The following is a 12,930-nucleotide window of genomic DNA, read 5'->3' as shown; positions in this document are numbered from 1 at the left end:
CTCCGACGCCGGGGGGCCGGGACCCCCGTCCGGCCCTCGGGACGGCCGCCGCCCCGGACGTAGGGTTCCCAGCGTGACCACACCCCCCGCGCCGACCCTCGCCGAGGTCGAGGCCGCGCTGCACCGCTCGCAGGACCGGCTGGCCGCCGCTGTCGCGGTGCTGGCTCCGGCGGAGCTGACCGGCCCCTCCTACGACGCCGGCTGGACCGTCGCCGACGTCCTCTCCCACCTCGGCTCGGGGGCCGCCATCGCCGACCTCAGCCTGGAGGCGGGGCTGGGTCGTCGCGGCGCCCCGGAGTTCGAGGAGCTCGACGCGATCTGGACCGCCTGGAACGCCAAGCCGCCGCAGGACCAGGCGGCGGACGCCGTCGTCGCCAACGCCGCGTTCCTGGACCGGCTGGTCGGTCTCGACGACGCGCAGCGCGCGGGGTTCGCCGTCGACATGTTCAACGGCCGGCAGGACCTGCTGGGGCTGCTGCAGCTGCGGCTCAGCGAGCACGCCGTGCACACCTGGGACGTCCTGGTGGCCCGCGACCCCGCCGTCCGGCTGACCCCGGACGCCACCGTCGCGCTGCTGTCCGGCCTGCCCGAGCTGGTCTCCCGCGCCGGCCAGCGCAGCGAGGTGCCGCTGCGGGTGGCCGTCACCACGACCGAGCCGGGCGCCGCCTTCGTCCTCGAGGCCGACGGCGACGGACCGCGGCTGCTGCCCGGCGCGGCACCGGACGTGCCCGCACGGGTGACGCTGCCGGCCGAGGCGTTCATCCGGCTGGTCTACGGCCGGCTCGACGACGCGCACGCCGACGCGGTGGACGTCGACGGCTGCCGGCTGGACGACCTGCGGGCGGTCTTCCCCGGCTTCTGAGCTCCCGCCGATCGTGGCGTCCGGCGGGCGGGAGCGTCGGCGGCCGCGCCTAGGATGGCCGCACCAGCGCCGGTCAGCCTCGAGGAGGGCCGGTCCCCGAGGTCAGGAGCTCCGATGACAGACCAGACCGTGCCCGGTGACGCCGACGAGGGCGTCGAGCCCGGCTCGCTGCCGGAGCCCGAGGGCTCCGGCCTCACCGACCCCGACGCCTACGGCAGCCTGACCGTCGAGGACGACCCCGGGGGCACCGTCGACCCCGCCGACCTCGCCGGCGGTGCCGACGAGACCGACGAGGACGTCAGCTGAGGCTGTCGCTCAGCCGGCGTCGGTGGCCAGCACGACCAGCCGGGCGTAGCTGGAGCTGAAGCGGTTCTGGTCGATCGGGGTGGCCGTGTACTGCCAGAACGTCGCCCAGGTCCAGCCGCCGGGGAGCGTGCCCGGGGTCGTGGCGTAGCGGGCCAGCCACAGCGGGTTGGTGGCCGAGAACGCCTTGCTGTTCCCGGTGCAGCGGGTCCACCAGTCGGTCGTGGTGTAGATGACGGCGTCCCGGGTGGTCAGCCGTTTGTACTCGGTCGTGAAGGCCTTGACCCAGGAGACCATCTTGGCCTTGCTGAGCCCGTAGCAGGTGGCGCCGTAGGGGTTGTACTCGATGTCGAGGACGCCCGGCAGCGTCCGGCCGTCCGGCGACCAGGCGCCGCCGTTCTTGACGAAGACCTGCGCCTGCTTCGTCCCGCTGCTGCTGCTCGGCGTGGCGAAGTGGTAGGCGCCGCGCACCATCCCGGCGTAGTACGAGCCCGTGTACTGCGACCGGAAGTAGGGGTTCTTGTAGCCCGTGCCCTCGGTCGCCTTGACGTAGGCGAAGAGCTTGCCCGACGCCACCTGGGCGTCCCAGTCGACGTCGCGCTGCCAGCTGGAGACGTCGATGCCCAGCACGCCCTTGGGCACGAAAGCCTTCTTCTTCGCCTTGGCGGCGGCGGCGGCCGGGCCGGTGGTCCGGCTGGTGGACAGCGAGGGGCCCGACGGCAGGGCGCTGCGGCCGGCCGTGGGCGACTGCTGGCGCCAGCCCATCGTGGCGTTGCCGGGCTGGACGCCGGCCGCGCGGGCCTCGGCGGTCACGACCGGCGTCCGCGGGGCGGCCTCGGCGGGCAGGGAGGAGAGGGCGGCGAGCCCGGCGACGGCGGCGGTGAGCAGGGCCGCGGCGACCCGGCGCGGGGCACGGGGGGTGGAGAGCATGACGGGTCCTTCGGGGATCAGGGCACGGGGGGAGGACCCGCTCCGCAGCCCGCCGACGGCGGGCACCCCCCGAGGAGCCAGGACCGCGGACAGCCTAAGCACCGCTCCCGGCCCAGGGGAAGGGGCCGAAGGACCCGAGGACGGGACCGCTCAGCCGAAGTAGAAGCCCCGCAGGTGCGTGTCGACCCGGCCGCCGCGGAAGGTCACCTGCATCGTGCTCCAGCCCTGGCAGGGGACGGGCTGCCACTCCCCCGCCCGCTTGAGGTCGAACTGCTTGCCGCGCAGCACCCGGTCGGCCTCGGCGCGCGGCATGCCGTCGCGCAGCCGGTCGAACTCGGCGGCGGTGGTGCACCGCCGGTCCTGGCGCTCCCCCGCGTTGACGACGTAGGTGATGCGGCCGTCGTCGGCCTGGATGAGCATCGCCCGGGTGCTGCTGCACGCCTTGGGGTAGGACTGCGACCAGACGCCGTGCTCGGGACCCCACCAGACGGCCCGACCCTGCAGCAGGTGCTTGGCGCGCGCGAGCGTCATGCCGACCTCGACCCGGTCCAGGGCGGCCCTGCTGACGCAGCGGGTCGGCGGGTCACCGGCCCAGGCGGCGGCCTGCGCCGACGTCGGTCCCAGGCCGGACACCAGGCCGACCAGGGCCAGCAGCAGGGCGGCGGTCGCGGGGAGCCGACGGCGTCGGGACATGGCGGGTCCTCTGGGTGCTCGGGGGAAGCGGGCGCGACCATCCTCAGCGGGCCGGGCGTCCGGGCCGGGCTGCGACACCCCGAGCACCTCCGTTCGCGGAGCGGTCGGTACCAGATCGTTATGGCTCTCCCGGCGGCCACCCGTCGGCGGTCCGGGCCGCCCCGGCGAGCCCGGCCCGGGGTGTCGTCACCAGGGGCGATGGCGGTCCTGGGGGCCGGACGGCCCCGCGCGGGCCGCCCGCGAGGCTGTGGACCGCACCCCGGGCCGCCGGTCGCGGGCACTAGTCTCCTGGCGACCTCGGACGGCGGCGCCTCCCCGGCGCCGGCCGCCGTCGGGGTCGACCGAAGGAGTCCCGGTGCGCTCTCGTCCCGCCCTCGTCGGCCTCGCCGCCGCCCTCCTCCTCGGGCTGGTGCCGCCGGCCGTCGCCGCCCCGCCGGCCCCGCCGCCGACCGGGTCGCCGACCGGGCCCACCGCCTTCCGGCGCACGCTCGCCCCGGGCACGGCCGGCCGGGTCACCGCGCTGCCCCCGGGCCTGCGCCCCGACGCGCGGGTGAGCGCGCTCGTCCAGCTGGACGCGGCGCCGACCGGGGTCCGGGGTCGCGCAGGCGCCGGAGGAGCGGTCGCGCGTCGTGCGGTCACCCGGGTGCAGGACGCCGTCGTCCCCCGGCTCGAGGCCGCGGGGGCCGACGTGGGGGCCCGGCTGGGCACCGTGCTCAACGCCGTCCAGGTCCGGGTCCGCGTCCGCGACCTCGACCGGCTGGCCGCGGTGCCGGGCGTGCGCACCGTGCAGGTCGCGCGCGTCGTCCACCTCGCCAACGCCCGGTCGGACCAGGCGACCACCGCCGACGAGACCTGGGACCGGCTGGGGCGCACCGGCCGCGGCCAGGTCATCGGCGTCGTGGACAGCGGCCTGGACTACACCCACGCCGACTTCGGCGGACCGGGCACCCGGGTGGCCTACGAGCGCAACGACGGCGCCGTCGTCGAACGCGGCACCTTCCCCACCCGCAAGGTGGTCGGCGGCCACGACTTCGTGGGCGACGACTACGACCCCGGGGCCACCGGCCCCGACGCCGTCCCGCGCCCCGACGCCGACCCCCTGGACTGCCAGGGCCACGGCTCCCACGTCGCCGGGACGGCCGCCGGCGGCGGGGTCACCGCGGCCGGGCGGCCCTACACCGGTCCCTACACCGAGGCGGCGCTGAAGAAGGCGTTCCGGGTGGCCCCCGGTGCGGCTCCGCAGGCCACGCTGCGGGCGTACCGGGTCTTCGGCTGCGCGCACGGCGCCGGGGACGACGTCGTCGTCGCGGCCATCGACCGGGCCGTCCGCGACGGGGTCGACGTCCTCAACCTGTCCTTCGCCGCCTCCTGGGGCACCGCCGACGACCTGCAGACCCAGGCGGTCCGGGCGGCGACCGCCGCGGGCGTGCTGGTGGTCGCTGCCGTCGGGAACGACGGCTCCCGGCCCTACCTGGCCGCGACGCCGGCCACCGCCGACAGCGCGCTGGCGGTCACCGCGGTCGACACCGAGTCGGCGACCCGCGGCAAGGTCGCCAGGTTCAGCTCCGGGGGACCCCGCCGGCTCGACTCCGCCCAGAAGCCGGACCTGGCCGCGCCCGGGGTCGCGGTGCCGTCCGCGCTGGCCGGCTCGGGCAGCGGCAGCACGCGGATGTCGGGCACCTCGATGGCGACCCCGCAGACCGCCGGCGTCGCCGCCCTGGTCCGGCAGGCCCACCCCACCTGGACGCCGGCGCAGGTGAAGGCCGTCCTGGTCTCGACCGCCTCGGCGACGGCCGTCACCGGCTACGACTCCCGCCGGCTGGGCACCGGGCTGGTCCAGGCCCGCCGGGCCGCCGCGGCGAAGACGTACGCGTCGACCCCGACGGGGCTCGACAGCCTGGCCTTCGGGATGAACCAGCTGGGCGGCGCCTACCGCGAGAAGCGGACCTTCCAGCTCACGAACCGCTCGACGACGTCGGTCCGCTACGGCCTCCGCGCCACCTTCAGCTCCCCCGTCCGCGGCGCGGCGCTGACCTTCTCGCCGTCCGCCCTGACGTTGAAGGCCGGCCGGACGGCCACGGTGACGGCGACGCTGGCGCTGAGCGCGGCCGAGGTCGCGGCCCTGCCCGGGGCGTCGGCGTCGGACCGCGGGTCGCTGAGCACCCTGCACGGCGTCGTCGTCGCCACCCCGCGCACCGCGACCGCCGCCCACCCGGTGCTGCGGACGGCCTTCCTCTCGGTACCCGTCCCGCTGTCCGCCGTCAGCGCACCCGCGTCGGCCACCGCCGGGGCGACGGGCGACCCGGCGCCGATCCGGCTGACCAACGCCGGCTCGCACGCGGGCACCGCCACCGTCTACCAGGCCCTGCTGAGCGACCCGGCCGGGGACGCGTCCGGCACCGAGACGGCGGACGTCACCGACCTCGGCGTCCGCGCCGAGCCGGCCCCCAGCGGCGACCCGGCCGACCGCCTGCTGGTCCTCGCCGTCGGCGAGGCCCGCGGCACCTCCACCCACGGCCCGCGCACGGCCCTGGTCGCCCTCGACGTCGACGGCGACGGGGCGGCCGACTTCCGGGTCTTCAGCCGCGACACCGGCTACCAGGACCGCGGCGTCCCCGACGGCACGCTGACCAGCTTCACCGTCGACGCGGAGAACCACGTCGTCGACCGCTGGACCAGCTCGGCGCCGGCGAACGGCTCGACGGTGCTGCTGCCCGTGCTGGCCAGCAGCCTCGGCGTCACGGCCGCGAGCCCCCCGCTGGGCGTCCAGCTGGCCGGCTTCAGCGAGCTGGGGGCGGGCCAGGACGACGTGACCGCGGTGGCGCGCTTCCAGCCGTTCCGCCCGGCGCTGGGCCAGGGACCGGCAGTGACGGTGCCGGCCGGCGGCACCGCGACCGTGCCCCTCCGGCTGGACCGGACCCGGCTCGCGGGGCAGACCGCCACCGGCTGGCTGGTGGTCACCCCCGACGACGCCGCCGGGCTGGAGGCCGACCGGGTGCGGCTGCAGCGGACCCCCGGCAGCGCCGCCGTCGTCGGCAACGGCGGCTGACGCCCGCTGCCGGCGGCCTCCCGGGGGCGCGGGCCCTCAGACCTCGGAGACCAGCGCCTCGCTGTGCCGCTTCGTGGTGAGGTCGAACAGGGCGTAGCCGGCGACGGCGGCCAGCGCGACGGCCGGCACGAGGAACGCGATCGCGAAGCCGCCCGCGTCGGCGACCGCGCCCATCACCGGGGTGAGCAGGGCGCCGCCGAGGATGGCCATCACCAGGCCGGCCGCCCCGAACTTGGTGTCCTCGCCCAGCCCCTGCAGGGCCACGCCGTAGATGGTCGGGAACATCAGCGACAGCGAGAGCGAGATCCCGACGACGCAGACCAGGCCGACGAGGTTGGGCGAGAGCACCCCGACCAGGGCGAGGACGACGCCGAGCACGGCCATGACGAGCAGCAGCTTCGTCGGCCGGATCCGGCCCAGCAGGTAGAACATGAGGAACCGTGAGAAGAGGAACAGCAGCAGGCTCGCCTGCAGCGCCCAGCCGGCGGCACCGGCGCTCCAGCCGACGACCTCCTCGGCGTACTGGATGGTGAACGACCAGGTGCAGACCTGGGCGCCGACGTTGAAGAACTGGGCCACGACCCCCCAGCGGTAGTGCCCGTTGCGGACCAGCCGGCCGAGCACGCCCGCACTGCCCTGCGCGCCCGGCGCCGCCTCGACGTCCTCGACGGGGCTGTGCATGCCCTTGCGGAAGAAGATCAGCAGCCAGATGAGGATGAGCACCAGCGCGATGCCGAGGTAGGGGCCCAGCACCAGGCCGAGGTCGCGCTCCTGGCTGGCCACCAGCTGCTCGGGGCTCAGCCCGGCCTTGTCCTCCTCCTGCGTCAGGTTGGGCAGGATGAGGGCCGCCCCCAGCAGGACGCCGATGTTGGCGCCGACGGGGTTGAACGACTGGGCCAGGTTGAGCCGACGGGTCGCCGTCTCCTCCGGGCCCATGGCGATCGCGAAGGGGTTGGCCGAGGTCTCGAGGATCGACAGGCCGGCGGCCAGCACAAACAGCGCGGCGAGGAAGAGGCCGTAGGTCAGCAGCCGGCTGGCCGGGATGAAGAGCAGCCCGCCGACCGCGGCCAGGCCGAGCCCGGTGAGGACGCCGGTCTTGTAGCCGTAGCGCTTGTTGATGAAGGCGGCCGGGATCGCCAGGGTGAAGTAGGCCCCGTAGTAGGCGAACTGGACCAGCCCCGACTGGAAGTTGTTCATGCCCGTGAAGATCTTGCGGAAGACGCCGACGAGCACGTCGGTGAGGTTCGCCGCCGATCCCCAGGCGGCGAAGCAGGTCACCAGGAGCACGAAGGGCACCACGAGGGCTGGGTACACCAGCCTCGGGCTGCCGTCGGCGCGGCGCCCGTCCTGGACGTCCGGTCGGTCGGAGTCGGTCGTCGTCATGGCGCACCACTTCTCGTCGAGGATCAGGTGATCTGGATCACAGGCTGCAACCTACGCCCGCCGCGAGCGGAGGGCCACGGCGGTCGGTCAGGGGACCAGCTCGTGCAGCAGCCGCAGGGTGGAGGGGGCGCGCAGCAGCGGCTCCAGCTCGGCGTTGCCGCGCTGGTTGTGCTCTGACGCCATGTGCTCGTCCCAGGCGGCGCGGGAGACGAACTGCTCCACCATCGTCCAGCTGCCCGGCTCGTCCTCGGTCCCGTCGACGCCGCCCTGGAGCAGGTGCATGAAGACGCAGCCCTCCTCGGCCTGGGAGGCCGCCCGCATCCGGTGCAGCTGCGCCTCCGCCTCGGCGAGCCGGTCCGGGCGGGGGCGGATCGTGACGACCAGGAACAGCGGGGTGCCCGGGTCGGGGGTCGGGGTGGTCATGGCAGCTCCTCGGGGACGACGTCGTCGCCCCCGACCCTGCACCCCCGCAGCCGGCGGCGCGCACCCGACCCCCCCGCACCCGACCCCTCCGCGGCCGGCCCACCCGGCGTCCGCGCCGCCGGGGCGTGCGGCCGATGATGTCCCCATGCCCGATGCCGCGCCCGCCCCGACCGTCACCCCCGCGACCAAGGCCCTGCACACCTGGTCGCTCTTCCGCACCCTGGACCGCTACGTGGCGCCCGGGTCGATGCCGCTCGGCGGACTGCCCGAGTCGACGGGACCGGCGCCGGACCTGCTCGCCCTGCCAGCCGGCCTGGCCGCGCACGGCTACGGCAGCGCCCAGCTCTGCCACTTCTACCTGTCCCGCCGCGACCCGGCCTACCTCGGCGAGCTGCGCGCGGCCTTCGCCGACGCGGGCGTCGTGCTGGAGTGCCTGCTCGTCGACGACGGCGACCTGGCCCACCCCGCCGACGGCGACGCCCAGCGGGACTGGGTGTCCGGCTGGCTGGAGGCCGCCGAGCTGCTGGGCGCCACCCGCGCCCGCGTCGTCGCCGGGAAGCAGGACCCCGAGGAGGCGACGCTGGCCGCCAGCGCCCGCCGGCTGCGCGAGCTCGCCGACCGGCACCCCGACCTCGCCCTGGTCACCGAGAACTGGCACGCCCTGCTGCCGGACGCCGCCTCCGCCCTGGACCTGCTGGCGCGGACCGAGGGCCGGGTGGGCCTGCTGCTGGACCTCGGCAACTGGAAGGGCCCGGACCGGCACGCGCAGCTCGCCGCCGTCGCCGACCGCGCGGAGACCTGCCAGGCGAAGGTGCGCACCGAGCCGGACGGACGGCTCGACCTCGACGAGTACCGGACCTGCCTGCAGATCCTCGCCGACGCGGGCTACGCCGGGCCGCTGGCGATGGTCCACGACGGCCCCGACCCCGACGAGTGGGGCCGGCTCGACGACGCGCACGCGGTGGTCCGCTCGGTCTTCGGGTCCGCCGGGGCCTGAGGCCGGGACCGCTCCCGCCCGCGGGGGCCGCTCCGGGGGCCACCGGGAGGAGCACTTCCGCGCCGGTAACCTGGGCGGATGCAGACCGACGGCGGTGATCGCGAGCGGGACGGTGCCCGGCACCGGCTGCTCGACGCCGCCGAGAAGCTGGTGGCCCTCAAGGGGGAGGCCGGCGCCGCCAACCGCGCGATCATCCTCGAGGCCGGGCAGCGCCACAACTCCGCCATCACCTACCACTTCGGGACGCGACGGGCTCTCTTCGACGCCGTCTGGGAGTCCCGCAGCGCGGCGGTCGACCGGTACCGCCGGCCGCTGCTGGACGGCCGCGACGCCGACGGGCTCGAGGAGCTGGTCGCGGCCTACGTCGTGCCCCTCGCCCAGTACCTCGACGACCACGCGCCCAGCTACTGGGCCCGGTTCAACGAGAAGACGCTGCACCGCTACCCGCTGCAGCTGCCCGCCGCGCTCCGCACGTCGCTGAGCGCCGCCCCGGATGGGACCGGCCTGCTGACGCTGCTCGAGGTCTTCGAGCGCCTGCAGAAGCTGACCTGCGACGGCGTCGAGCCGGACGCCAGCCTGCGCGTCACCCAGGCGATCCGCACGGTCATCACCACCTTCGCCGCCTGGGAGCGCGAGCGCGACGCCGGGACGACGACGCTGAGCGCCCAGGAGCTCGGCGCCCACCTGGTGCCCGGCGTCCTCGGGCTCCTCGGCGCCCCGCGCTGACCCCCGGCGCCGCCGCCGTGCGGAGTCCGCAGCGCTCGGTCTCGATCCGGCAACACCCCTGGCGCCGCACGTCCGGCCGCCTCTACGATCGCCGAGGAAATCCTTCCTAACCGGCTCCGGAAGAGGTTCGCCGATGACCGTCTCCACCGAGGTCTCGTCCGCGCAGGTGCTCGTCGACGACCACGCGCCGCCGCCGCCGGCCACGGGCGAGTGGGGACTCCTCCTGGTCCCCGTCCTGATGAGCGCGGCGATGTTCGTCCTGGTCCTGCTGGCCGGCTGAGCGACCCGGAGCCGGCCGCACCCCGTCCCGGCCCGGCCCGGTGTCGCCCAGACCTCACCGGACGGTCACCGTCCAGGGGGTTCCAGGAGCATTTTCCTACCGCTAGTGTTCTCCCCGACATTCGTCTTCCCCGCCCCGCGCGCCCGGCCGCCGTTGGTCCCGCGCGGGGCGATCCGAAAGGACTCCCCATGCGCGAACCCTCTCTCGGCGCCAAGCTCGGCGCTGAGTTCCTCGGCACCTTCTGGCTGGTCTTCGGCGGCTGCGGCAGCGCCGTGCTGGCCGCGAAGTTCCTCTCCGAGGACGACGTGCAGCTCGGCATCGGCTTCCTCGGCGTCTCCCTCGCGTTCGGCCTCACCGTCCTGACCGGGGCCTACGCCTTCGGCCACGTCTCCGGCGGCCACTTCAACCCGGCCGTCACCATCGGCCTCGCCGTGGCGAAGCGCTTCGCGTGGAAGGGCGTCGGCCCCTACATCGTGACCCAGGTCGTCGCGGCCTCCGTCGCCGGCGCGGTGCTCTTCGCCATCGCCTCGGGCAAGGCCGGCTTCGACGCCGTCGGCAGCGGCTTCGCCTCCAACGGCTACGGCGAGCGCTCCCCCGGCGGCTACGGCCTGCTCGCCGCGCTGATCGCCGAGATCGTGCTCACCGCCGTCTTCCTCTACATCATCCTGGGCGCCACCGACGACCGCGCGCCCAAGGGCTTCGCCCCGATCGCCATCGGCCTGGGCCTCACCCTGATCCACCTGGTGTCCATCCCGGTCACCAACACCTCGGTCAACCCGGCCCGCTCGCTCGGTGTCGCCTGGTTCGCCGGCGGCGCGGCCATCAGCCAGGTCTGGCTGTTCATCGTCGCCCCGATCATCGGCGCCGTCATCGCCGGCGCCAGCTACGCCCTGATCACCGGCGCCGCGCGCGGTGCTGCCGACGAGGGCATCGCCAACAACCCCGAGATCGGCTCGGCCCCCGCCGCCTGACCTCGACGGGCCGGTCGCAGGTCCGCCTGCGGCCGGCCACCCCGGCCGGCGCCACCGTCGGCCAGCCTCCCGGACGACTCTCCCGCCGTCTCGCCCCTCGGCACCGCAGCCCGGGCGCTGACAGCCCGGGCGCCGGAGCCCGGGACTCCCGCTGACCGGGCTGTCTCAGGAGCGCGAACGGCGGCTCCGCAGCAGCAGCCCGGCGCCGACCACCGTGGCCAGCAGCGCGAGCACCCCGGCACCGGCCGACGGTCCGCCCGTCGCGGCGAGTGCACCGCCGGTGCCGTCGCCGGCGGGTCCGGCCGTGGTCGGACCGACCGCCGGAGCGGACGTCGAGGCGACCGGCTGCGGATCCGGCTGCGTGCTGGTGGGGCCCGGCTCGCTAGGAGCGGGCTCCGTCGGCCCCGGTCCCGTCGGCTCCGGCCCGGTCGCCACGGGCTCGAGGACGAAAGCGAGCTCGACCCGGTCCTCGTCGACGACGACGACGGTCTGCCCCTCCGGCGTCCGGTACCCCTCAGGGGGGTCCAGCGTGGCGCGGTAGGGCCCGGGCTCCAGGCCCGGTACGACGAAGCGGCCGTCCTCGTCGCTGGTCGCCGTCACCGCGTCGGCGTCGGTGGTCGTCGGCTCCAGGGTGACCTCGGCGTCCGCGACCGGGTCACCGGCGACGTCGGCCACCGTGCCCTCGACCACCCCGGTCGCGGGTACCGCCGCCGGGGTGACGGTGAAGTCCTGCCGGCTGACCGGCTCCTCGGACCCGACGGGCACGCTGACCTCGCGCCGGACGGGAGACGCCGTCGCGCCCCGGGGCGGGGTGACGGCGAGCCCGTAGTCGGCCCCGTCCGGGACGCGCTCGAACCGGTACCGGCCGGCCGCGTCCGTGACGTCCTCGCGGGTGCCGCCCCCGGCGTCGGTGAGCGTGACGGTGACGCCGGCGAGCGGTTCGCCGTCGTCGGTGGTCACCGTGCCCGAGACGGGCACGGGCTCCAGCGCCCGGAGGGCGAAGTCGACGTCGGTCCGGTCCGCCGCCCCCAGGTCGACGGTGCGGCTCAGCGGGTTGTCGGAGGTCAGGCCCTCCGGTGCCGTCAACCGGACCCGGTAGCCGTCGTAGGGCGCCCGGCCGGGAAAGCGGTAGCCGCCGTCGTCGTCGGTGCGGGTCTCGCCGACCTTCGCCCCGGAGGGGTCGAACAGCTCGACGAGCAGCCCGCCGGCGAGGTCGTCGGGAGCGCTGACCGTGCCCGCGAGGTCGAACTGCAGGCTGGAGAACCAGGTCTGGTAGACGGGGCTGCCGGCGCGCTGGCTGTAGCGGAAGGTGAGGGTGCGCAGCGCGGTCCGCGGTTGGAACCAGCCGCTCGCGCCGGCGGTGTCGAGCGCTCCCTCGTTGCCGCGCAGGGTGGCGGTGCCCTCGTCCCAGCTCGGCAGGTCGGTGCCGTCGTTCCCGGGCGGGCCGCAGGTCGGCTTGGGGGTCACCCCCCGGGCGCAGGAGTTGAAGACGCCGCTGAAGCCGAGGTCGGCCGGGTCCACCGCGGCGCCGTCGGCGCCGGTCGCGGTGACGACCACCGCGTCGGCGTCGACGTCGCCGAGGACGAAGGTCCACCCGCTCGCCGGGGTGGGCCGCTCGAAGGTGTAGGTGGTGACCGAGGGCGGTCCGGCGTTCAGGCCGGCCGGCCGGAGGTTGAGGTAGCCCTGGTCACGGCTGGAGCCGTAGACCGCCCCGGGCGGGGTCTGCGGCGCGAGGAAGGTCGAGGCGCCGGACTGCACGCCGACGCCGCTGCCGGCGACGCCGGTGCTGCGCACGGCGGCGACCGGGAAGCCGGCCGGGCGCTGGGTCATCGTCGTGACCAGGTTCCCCGACGTTCCGGTCAGGGGTGCCCAGCGGGCATAGCCGGCCGGCGCCGCCTGCGCCGGGAGGGCGGCCCCGACCAGCACCAGGCCGGTCGCGAGCAGGGTGGCCGCGGCGCGGGGGGCCAGGGGACGCCGGGGGGCGGCGTCAGCACGTCGGTGCACGGGGGATGTCCTGACGGTCGGGGGCAGACCTCTGCATCAGACCACAGGGCGGCACCGCTCAGGAAGGCCTTCCTACCGCCGGTGGTCCCCGGGCTCGTCCGGGCGGCGGTCAGCGCGTCCGGCGGAGCGCGGGTCCACAGCAGTCCCACAGCCGGCTCACCGGTGGCCGCGAGGGACGGCCCGCAGGATCTGGGGTGTGCCAGGAGAACCCGTGACGAGCACCGCGATCCCCCGTCGGAGCGGCTCGCGGTGGGAGCCGCCCGCCGACCCCCGTTCCGAGCCGCCAGCGGCCCCGCCGGACCCGGCACG

At 75.9% G+C, this 12,930-nt stretch carries 12 protein-coding genes; 7 read left to right on the top strand and 5 right to left on the bottom strand.

Going from position 1 to position 12,930, the window contains the following annotated elements; all coding sequences use genetic code 11:
- Positions 1 to 73 precede the first annotated feature (73 nt).
- Both JOF54_RS12075 and JOF54_RS12070 read left to right on the top strand, forming a co-directional pair.
- Entirely contained in the window at positions 74 to 862 is a 789-nt protein-coding gene (locus JOF54_RS12075; protein ID WP_210056065.1) for a maleylpyruvate isomerase family mycothiol-dependent enzyme, read from the top strand.
- Positions 863 to 976: 114 nt separating this feature from the next.
- Positions 977 to 1,168, top strand: coding sequence for a hypothetical protein (locus JOF54_RS12070; RefSeq protein WP_210056063.1), 192 nt, complete (start codon positions 977 to 979; stop codon positions 1,166 to 1,168).
- Positions 1,169 to 1,177: 9 nt separating this feature from the next.
- Here JOF54_RS12070 and JOF54_RS12065 read toward each other — a convergent pair whose 3' ends face one another.
- A complete protein-coding gene (locus tag JOF54_RS12065) occupies positions 1,178 to 2,095 on the bottom strand; it encodes a lysozyme (RefSeq protein WP_245358065.1) in 918 nt (305 codons plus the stop codon).
- A 150-nt stretch (positions 2,096 to 2,245) separates the two neighbouring features.
- Positions 2,246 to 2,788 carry a hypothetical protein gene (locus JOF54_RS12060; RefSeq protein WP_210056061.1) on the bottom strand — a complete coding sequence of 181 codons (543 nt, stop codon included), beginning with the start codon at positions 2,786 to 2,788 and terminating at the stop codon, positions 2,246 to 2,248.
- Positions 2,789 to 3,143: 355 nt separating this feature from the next.
- On the opposite strand from JOF54_RS12060, the gene JOF54_RS12055 reads away from it, so the two are divergent.
- Positions 3,144 to 5,837 carry a S8 family serine peptidase gene (locus JOF54_RS12055; RefSeq protein WP_210056059.1) on the top strand — a complete coding sequence of 898 codons (2,694 nt, stop codon included), beginning with the start codon at positions 3,144 to 3,146 and terminating at the stop codon, positions 5,835 to 5,837.
- Between the two features lie 36 nt (positions 5,838 to 5,873).
- Here JOF54_RS12055 and fucP read toward each other — a convergent pair whose 3' ends face one another.
- Together fucP and JOF54_RS12045 are read right to left on the bottom strand one after the other, a co-directional pair.
- Positions 5,874 to 7,220, bottom strand: a complete 1,347-nt coding sequence (gene fucP / locus JOF54_RS12050) for an L-fucose:H+ symporter permease (RefSeq protein ID WP_210056057.1) — start codon at positions 7,218 to 7,220, stop codon at positions 5,874 to 5,876.
- 87 nt (positions 7,221 to 7,307) lie between these two features.
- Entirely contained in the window at positions 7,308 to 7,643 is a 336-nt protein-coding gene (locus tag JOF54_RS12045) for a putative quinol monooxygenase (protein WP_210056055.1), read from the bottom strand.
- A gap of 145 nt (positions 7,644 to 7,788) precedes the next feature.
- Here JOF54_RS12045 and JOF54_RS12040 point away from each other — a divergent pair, with 145 nt between their 5' ends.
- The 4 genes from JOF54_RS12040 (at position 7,789) to aqpZ (ending at position 10,617) form a co-directional block, all read left to right on the top strand.
- A complete protein-coding gene (locus tag JOF54_RS12040; protein WP_210056053.1) occupies positions 7,789 to 8,640 on the top strand; it encodes a sugar phosphate isomerase/epimerase family protein in 852 nt (283 codons plus the stop codon).
- A gap of 78 nt (positions 8,641 to 8,718) precedes the next feature.
- Complete coding sequence (locus JOF54_RS12035) at positions 8,719 to 9,366, top strand: TetR/AcrR family transcriptional regulator (protein WP_210056051.1); 648 nt, start codon at positions 8,719 to 8,721, stop codon at positions 9,364 to 9,366.
- A gap of 133 nt (positions 9,367 to 9,499) precedes the next feature.
- Positions 9,500 to 9,646 carry a hypothetical protein gene (locus JOF54_RS12030; RefSeq protein ID WP_210056049.1) on the top strand — a complete coding sequence of 49 codons (147 nt, stop codon included), beginning with the start codon at positions 9,500 to 9,502 and terminating at the stop codon, positions 9,644 to 9,646.
- A gap of 188 nt (positions 9,647 to 9,834) precedes the next feature.
- On the top strand, positions 9,835 to 10,617 hold the full coding sequence (gene aqpZ, locus JOF54_RS12025; protein WP_210056047.1) for an aquaporin Z: 783 nt from the start codon (positions 9,835 to 9,837) through the stop codon (positions 10,615 to 10,617).
- Between the two features lie 165 nt (positions 10,618 to 10,782).
- Here the strand turns inward: aqpZ and JOF54_RS12020 are convergent, their stop codons facing one another.
- Entirely contained in the window at positions 10,783 to 12,621 is a 1,839-nt protein-coding gene (locus JOF54_RS12020; RefSeq protein WP_210056045.1) for an MSCRAMM family protein, read from the bottom strand.
- Positions 12,622 to 12,930: the final 309 nt, after the last annotated feature.

The organism is Microlunatus capsulatus (assembly GCF_017876495.1).
Classification (GTDB): domain Bacteria; phylum Actinomycetota; class Actinomycetes; order Propionibacteriales; family Propionibacteriaceae; genus Microlunatus; species Microlunatus capsulatus.
The sequence above is the reverse complement of the archived record's forward strand: the minus strand, read 5'-3'. Positions and strand labels throughout refer to the sequence as shown.

What these genes read in the sequence shown, in the direction of transcription:
- fucP (WP_210056057.1), bottom strand. Translation starts at nt 7,220, where the DNA reads ATGACGACGACCGACTCCGACCGACCGGACGTCCAGGACGGGCGCCGC.
- JOF54_RS12035 (WP_210056051.1), top strand. Translation starts at nt 8,719, where the DNA reads ATGCAGACCGACGGCGGTGATCGCGAGCGGGACGGTGCCCGGCACCGG.
- JOF54_RS12040 (WP_210056053.1), top strand. Translation starts at nt 7,789, where the DNA reads ATGCCCGATGCCGCGCCCGCCCCGACCGTCACCCCCGCGACCAAGGCC.
- JOF54_RS12045 (WP_210056055.1), bottom strand. Translation starts at nt 7,643, where the DNA reads ATGACCACCCCGACCCCCGACCCGGGCACCCCGCTGTTCCTGGTCGTC.
- JOF54_RS12030 (WP_210056049.1), top strand. Translation starts at nt 9,500, where the DNA reads ATGACCGTCTCCACCGAGGTCTCGTCCGCGCAGGTGCTCGTCGACGAC.
- JOF54_RS12060 (WP_210056061.1), bottom strand. Translation starts at nt 2,788, where the DNA reads ATGTCCCGACGCCGTCGGCTCCCCGCGACCGCCGCCCTGCTGCTGGCC.
- aqpZ (WP_210056047.1), top strand. Translation starts at nt 9,835, where the DNA reads ATGCGCGAACCCTCTCTCGGCGCCAAGCTCGGCGCTGAGTTCCTCGGC.
- JOF54_RS12065 (WP_245358065.1), bottom strand. Translation starts at nt 2,095, where the DNA reads ATGCTCTCCACCCCCCGTGCCCCGCGCCGGGTCGCCGCGGCCCTGCTC.
- JOF54_RS12070 (WP_210056063.1), top strand. Translation starts at nt 977, where the DNA reads ATGACAGACCAGACCGTGCCCGGTGACGCCGACGAGGGCGTCGAGCCC.